The following is a 5654-nucleotide window of genomic DNA, read 5'->3' on the forward strand; positions in this document are numbered from 1 at the left end:
CGGTAGCACCTCGGCCGAGCCGGCCGGGACAACGACGACGTCCGGGCCGCCCGGCCCCGACGCGCCGCGGGCCGCCCGCGGGTCGACCGCGGACTGCTGGTCGACGGTGGACTGCTGGTCGACGGTGGACTGCGGGGCCTGCGCGACGACGACGTGCGCGTTGGTGCCGGAGAATCCGAAAGAGGACACCGCCGCGACCCGGCCGGCGTTCCGCACGGGCCAGTCGACCAGGTCGGTGGGTACGAAGAACCGGGACTCGACGCCCGCGATCGCCGGATTCCACTCGTGGAAGTGCAGGTTCGCCGGGATCTGCGCGTGCTGCAGGCAGAGGACGGTCTTGATCAGGCTGGCGACACCCGAGGCGGGCTCGAGGTGGCCGAGGTTCGTCTTCACCGAACCCAGGGCGCAACGCTGGGTCCCCGTACCGTAGGCCCGCGACAGGGCCCTGAACTCGACCGGGTCGCCGACCCTCGTCCCGGTCCCGTGCGCCTCGACCAGGCCGACGTCCGCCGGGTCGACGCCGGCCCGGTGCAGCGCGGCCTTCGCCACGGTGTACTGCGCCTGCTCGGAGGGGACGCTCAGCCCGTCGGTGCGGCCGTCCTGGTTCACCGCCGTGCCGCGGATCACCGCGAGCACCCGATCGCCGTCGCGCCGGGCATCGGCGAGGCGCTTGAGCACGACCAGACCCGCGCCCTCGCCGCGGCCGAAGCCGTCGGCGGCGGCGTCGAAGGCGTGGCAGCGGCTCGTCGGCGACAGCATGCTCATCCGGACCATCGACTTCGACACCCGGGGAGAGAGCATCAGGGCCACGCCCCCGGCGATCGCGACGTCACACTCGCCGCCCGCCAGGCTGCGGCAGGCCAGGTGCACACCGACGAGCGAGGAGGAGCAGGCCGTGTCCACCGTCAGGCACGGCCCGCGCAGGCCCAGCAGGTAGGCGATGCGGCCGCTGGCCACGCACGGCCCGTTGACGAGCAACGACCCCTCCAGCTCCTCGGGCCGCCCGATGAGCCGCTCGGCGTAGTCGGAGCCGTTGAGCCCGATGAACACCCCGGTGGAGGTCTCGGCGAGCCGGTCCGCCGGCAGGCCGGCGTGGTCGAACGCCTCCCAGGCCACCTCCAGCAGCAGGCGGTGCTGCGGGTCGAGCACGTCGGCCTCCCGCTGCGAGACGCCGAAGAAGTCCGCGTCGAAGCCGGCGATGTCAGCCAGGTAGCCGGCCTGGCGCGGCACCGACCGGCCAAGCCCCGTCAGGGTCGGGTCGAGGTACTCCTCGGCCACCCAGCGGCCGGGCGGTGGCTCGCCGACGGCGTCGCGCCGGGCGACCAGCAGCTCCCACAGGGACGCCGGGGAGTCCACTCCCCCGGGCAGTCGGCAGCCCATCCCGATCACCGCAATGCCGTCCTCGGCGGCACCGACCGCGGGCGCCGACTGCTCACCGGGCCGGGTGGACGCGTAACCACTCACGACGGGTGCCTCACTCACGACGGGTGCCTCGCTCACGACGAGTGCCTCACTCATGACGGGTGCGGTTCCTTTCTCGACGGCGCACCCCGGCCTCGGGCGGCACACGGACATGGCGAAACCAGCGGAGCCGCGCCGGGGCCCGCCGCGCCCGGCCACGACGGGCGGGTGGACAGGAGGGGACGGAAGGGGACGGGAGCGGACGGGAAGCCGAGACGGGGACGTCAGGTCACGTCGGGGGAACCCAGCAGGATCACGGCCTTGAGGCCGCCGATCTGGTACGTGAAGCTGAGCGCGTAGTCGAAGTCGAGCGGGCGCGGGCTCGTCCCCGGGATCGGGTCGAAGCTGAGGTCCGCGGCCGGCCGCTCACAGCCGGCGGTGGGGCACACCTCACCCCTGGCGATCATCAACGTCGTCAGCGCCGCGCCCAGCGCACCGGCCTGCGCGCCGCTGTGACCGAAGCACGCCTCCTGGGAGCTGAGCAGCACCGCCGGCACCCTCGGCCCGTAGAGCTCCCGCACGGCGTTGACCTCGACGTTCGTCACGTTGGGGTCGCCGTCGCTGCCCCCGTTGAGGTAGGGGATCTGGTCGACGCTCCACCGCTCGCCCAGGCAGCGCCGAACCCCGGTCACCAGGGCAGTTCCGGTGATGTCCACCGACAGCGGGCTGAACAGGCCGTCGCGGGTCGTGGCCTGCGCGAGCAGCCGCCCGTGGGGCCGGATGCCGCGGCGTTCGGCATGGGCCCGGCTCTCCAGCACCACCGTCGCCGACCCCTCGCCGAACCCGACGCTGCCCGCCCGCTCGTCGTATGGGTGCATGGGGTGATCGGTGGAGGGAAGCTGGTCCGGGACGAACCCCGGGGCGCCCGCCGGCCCGCCCCGCTCGGCGGCGCGGAAGATCCCCTGCCCCTGCCGGGCGAGATCCGCGTTGCCGGAGTCGACGCCGGTGACGACCGCGATCTCCACCTCGCCGGTCTGGATCATGCGCAGCGCGTTGCCGAGCTGGATCGTCGAGGACGAGCAGCCGCAGGTGACCGAGAAGCTCGGTCCGCGGGTGCGGGCGAGGGACGCCTGCAGCAGCGCGACGTCGTACGGGGTGACCCCGAGCTGGGTCCGGATGAAGATCCCGACGGCGGCATCCGGAGTGAGTTCCTCGGGGCGGGCCTCGATCAGGTCCCGGTAGACGCGGACGTTGTCGTCGACGCTGCCGCGGCCGGTGAGGATGGCCGCCTCGGTGAGGTCGCCAGCGCGGAAATCCAGCCCGCCGTCCGCGCACGCCTCGACGAACGAGATCAGTCCGAGCCGGTGCGATCGGGTGAGCTGCTGACGATACAGCGCCGGGATGTCGGGTAGCCGGTCGTTGAACATCTCCTCGGTGAGCGCGACGGAACCGTAGTAGATGTCGCCCCGCGTCAGGCAGGAAACCCCTTTCGACGCCACCGCCCAGACGTCGTCCGCGGTGAGGCTGGGGCCTTCGAGACCGGGCAGGCAGAATCCCATCCCGGTCAGCAGCACGTCTCGTTCCCTGGGCGCAGCGGCAGTGCGATCATTGGCCATCGCGGTCACTCCAAGTGGTCCGGCCGGAAGGCAGGTGGTCCGGCCGGTAAGGCAGGTGGTCCGGCCGGTAAGGCAGGTGGTCCGGTCGGCAAGGCAGGTGGTCCGGTCGGCAAGGCATGAGGTCGCGGCGCGCACAGCGGCGCCGGCCAGGCAGGTTGGGACGCAAGGGGAACGGGAACCGTCGACGCCACGCCGGGCTGCCCGAGCGGTGCGCGCGATACATCGCTGATGGCCGGCGGTCGGCGGCGCGACTCCGCCTGACGCGGCATTCCCTGGAAGGCGCCGTGCGGACGCCCGGACCCGGGAGCGGAGAGCAAGGGGACGATTGATGGAAGAGGCGGGACGACCGCAGTCACGGACCTGGCCGACGAGGTCGTCAACACCTACCTTTGCGCGCGGCTCGGGCCCTGTCGCCGTTTAGGTCATAGTGGTCTGCCCGGTCCGAGCCGGCGGGGGGCGTCACGTCCGACGCCACAGGTACAGATGGCGCGGCCGGCCGGTGTGGCCGTAGCTCATGGTCCGGATCGCCAGGCGCTGGCCGGCCAGCCATTCGAGGTAACGCCGCGCCGTCACCCGGGACAGCCCGAGGCCCCCGGCGACCTCGTCGGCGGACAACGGCCGCACCGCCCCGCGCAGGTGGCCGACCACGGTGTCGAGGGTGGCGGCGGACAGCCCCTTGGGCAGCGTCACGCCGGAGCCGTCGGGCCGCAGCCGGGACAGGGCGAGGTCCACGTCACCCTGGCGGACGAGACCGCCGGGGCTGGCCGTGATCTGCCGGCGGAAGGCCGAATACCGCTCCAGGCAGTGCCGGAACGCCGTGGCGGTGAACGGTTTCACGACGTACTGGATGACGCCGTAGGACATCGCCGCCTGCACCATGGCCAGATCCCGGACGAGGGAGACGGCGATGATGTCGAGAGTCGAGCCGCCGGCACGCAGGGCCCGACACACGTCCAGCCCGCTCATGTCCGGCAGGAAGAAGTCCAAAAGGATCAGGTCGAGCCGACCGCGCAGGGCAGGTGTCAGCGCCTGCTTTCCGCTGCGAGCCACTCCGCTGACGACGAACCCGGGGACGCTCTCGACGTAGCCGCGCAGCTTGGCGGCGAGGACGGGGTCATCCTCCACGATCAGCGTGCGGATCGGCTGGTCGGACATGCTGTCACGCTCCGAACGATGAGGGCACGGGCGCGACACCTCGGGCAGGCCGCCATCCCTGTCCCGCGCGGACAGTGCAACCATTCTCTTTACGAATCGCAAGAGAATCCGCCCGCGAAGGCCGGTCGGACACGAACGGGCTGCCGAGAATCGGCCATGATCGACCACATATCCGGCGCAACCCGAACCACGAATTTCCCATGAGGATCCGATCGGGCCGCAAGGCACCGCGGCCACGTCCACCGGCGCGTCCCGCACCCGTCAGGGAGCCAAGAAAGCCGCCGAAAGCTCCGGCGGCAAATTTCCCTTCGGCACTACAAAAAAGAGATCACCCCTGCATCATGAGGGGATTTCCGCGGGACCGTCAAGAGTCAGCGAGCCGGGCCGGCCGGCACTCACCGGGAAGTCGGCAACCGGCGCCTAATGTGCCCGCAACACCCGATATCGAACAAGGATTTGTATACCGCCGCAATTAGTCCGGGCGGGCGATAAATGACGGTAGTATGCCGATGCGGGCCGTTTTGACAGCCGACGGGGCGGCCCGGCGCCGGCCTGGATCACCGGGGCGGGCGGCCCCCGGCGCCCGCCGGGGACCATAGGGTGAGATCCGCACGCACACCGAGATTCCCGGGGGCGCCATGGACCAGGTCGTCCGCAGCGGTCCCAGCGGGACCCGCCACGCCGGCGCGCCGGGCGCGGAGGCGATCATCCCCGGTGAGGCCATCGTCACCGGTGAGGCGGTCGCCATCGACCTGCGGGTGGCCAGGCTGGGGTCGCGGCTGGTGGCCGGGCTGATCGACCTGCTCGCTCAGCTCTACATCCTGTACCTCTTCGGCGCCCTGGTCGTGCTCGTCGTGCGCCCCGACGACGACGCACTGGCTGCCGCCATCTTCCTGCTGATCTACGTCGCGATGGTGCTCGGCTACCCGGTGGCGTGCGAGACGCTGAGCCGCGGGCGGACCCTCGGCAAGATGGCGCTGGGCCTGCGGGTGGTTCGCGACGACGGCGGGCCCATCCGGTTCCGGCATGCCTTCACCCGGGGCCTCATCGGCGCGGTCGTCGAACGCCCCGGGGCACTGCTCGGCCTGCCCGCCATCATCAGCATGATCTCGTCCCGACACAGCAAGCGCCTGGGTGACGTGTTCGCCGGGACGGTGGTGCTGCAGGTGAGCGTCCCGCGCACAGTCGGCGCCGCGCCAAGAGTGCCGCCGCCGCTGCTCGGGTGGGCGACCCTGCTCGACCTGACCGGACTCGACGACGGCCTCGCCCTACGCACCCGCCAGTTCCTCAGCCGTTCGCACACCCTGTCACCACAGGCGCTGGACCGCCTCGGCAGCGGCCTGGTCGACGAGGTGCGCGCGGTGGTCACGCCACCGCCGCCCCCGGGCACGCCCGGGTGGGCCTACCTGTCGGCGGTGCTCGCCGAACGCACCCGGCGGGCCTACGCCCGGCTCGCCGCGCAGCGCCCGCTCACGGTTCCCC

At 72.0% G+C, this 5654-nt stretch carries 4 protein-coding genes; 1 reads left to right on the plus strand and 3 read right to left on the minus strand.

Translation table 11 applies throughout. The annotated features are described in order from the left end of the window. The 3 genes from ND748_RS23620 to ND748_RS23630 form a co-directional block, all read right to left on the minus strand. Window positions 1-1518: polyketide synthase (locus ND748_RS23620; protein ID WP_251748153.1), on the minus strand; the 1518-nt coding region annotated here is incomplete at its 3' end. Between the two features lie 167 nt (window positions 1519-1685). Beyond that, window positions 1686-3017: a beta-ketoacyl synthase N-terminal-like domain-containing protein gene (locus tag ND748_RS23625; RefSeq protein WP_285902599.1), complete on the minus strand. Its 1332-nt coding sequence runs from the start codon at window positions 3015-3017 to the stop codon at window positions 1686-1688. 459 nt (window positions 3018-3476) lie between these two features. Next, the gene (locus tag ND748_RS23630; RefSeq protein WP_251748155.1) at window positions 3477-4172 is read right to left on the minus strand and encodes a response regulator; all 696 of its coding nucleotides are present in this window, start codon (window positions 4170-4172) and stop codon (window positions 3477-3479) included. A gap of 638 nt (window positions 4173-4810) precedes the next feature. Here ND748_RS23630 and ND748_RS23635 point away from each other — a divergent pair. After that, the coding region (locus tag ND748_RS23635; RefSeq protein ID WP_251748156.1) for an RDD family protein at window positions 4811-5654 on the plus strand (844 nt) is incomplete at its 3' end.

The sequence above is a fragment of the Frankia sp. AiPs1 genome, assembly GCF_023716945.1.
GTDB lineage: Bacteria > Actinomycetota > Actinomycetes > Frankiales > Frankiaceae > Frankia.

Excerpts from the sequence above, each read along its gene's own strand:
- ND748_RS23625 (WP_285902599.1), bottom strand. The coding sequence starts at position 3,017 with ATGGCCAATGATCGCACTGCCGCTGCGCCCAGGGAACGAGACGTGCTG.
- ND748_RS23630 (WP_251748155.1), bottom strand. The coding sequence starts at position 4,172 with ATGTCCGACCAGCCGATCCGCACGCTGATCGTGGAGGATGACCCCGTC.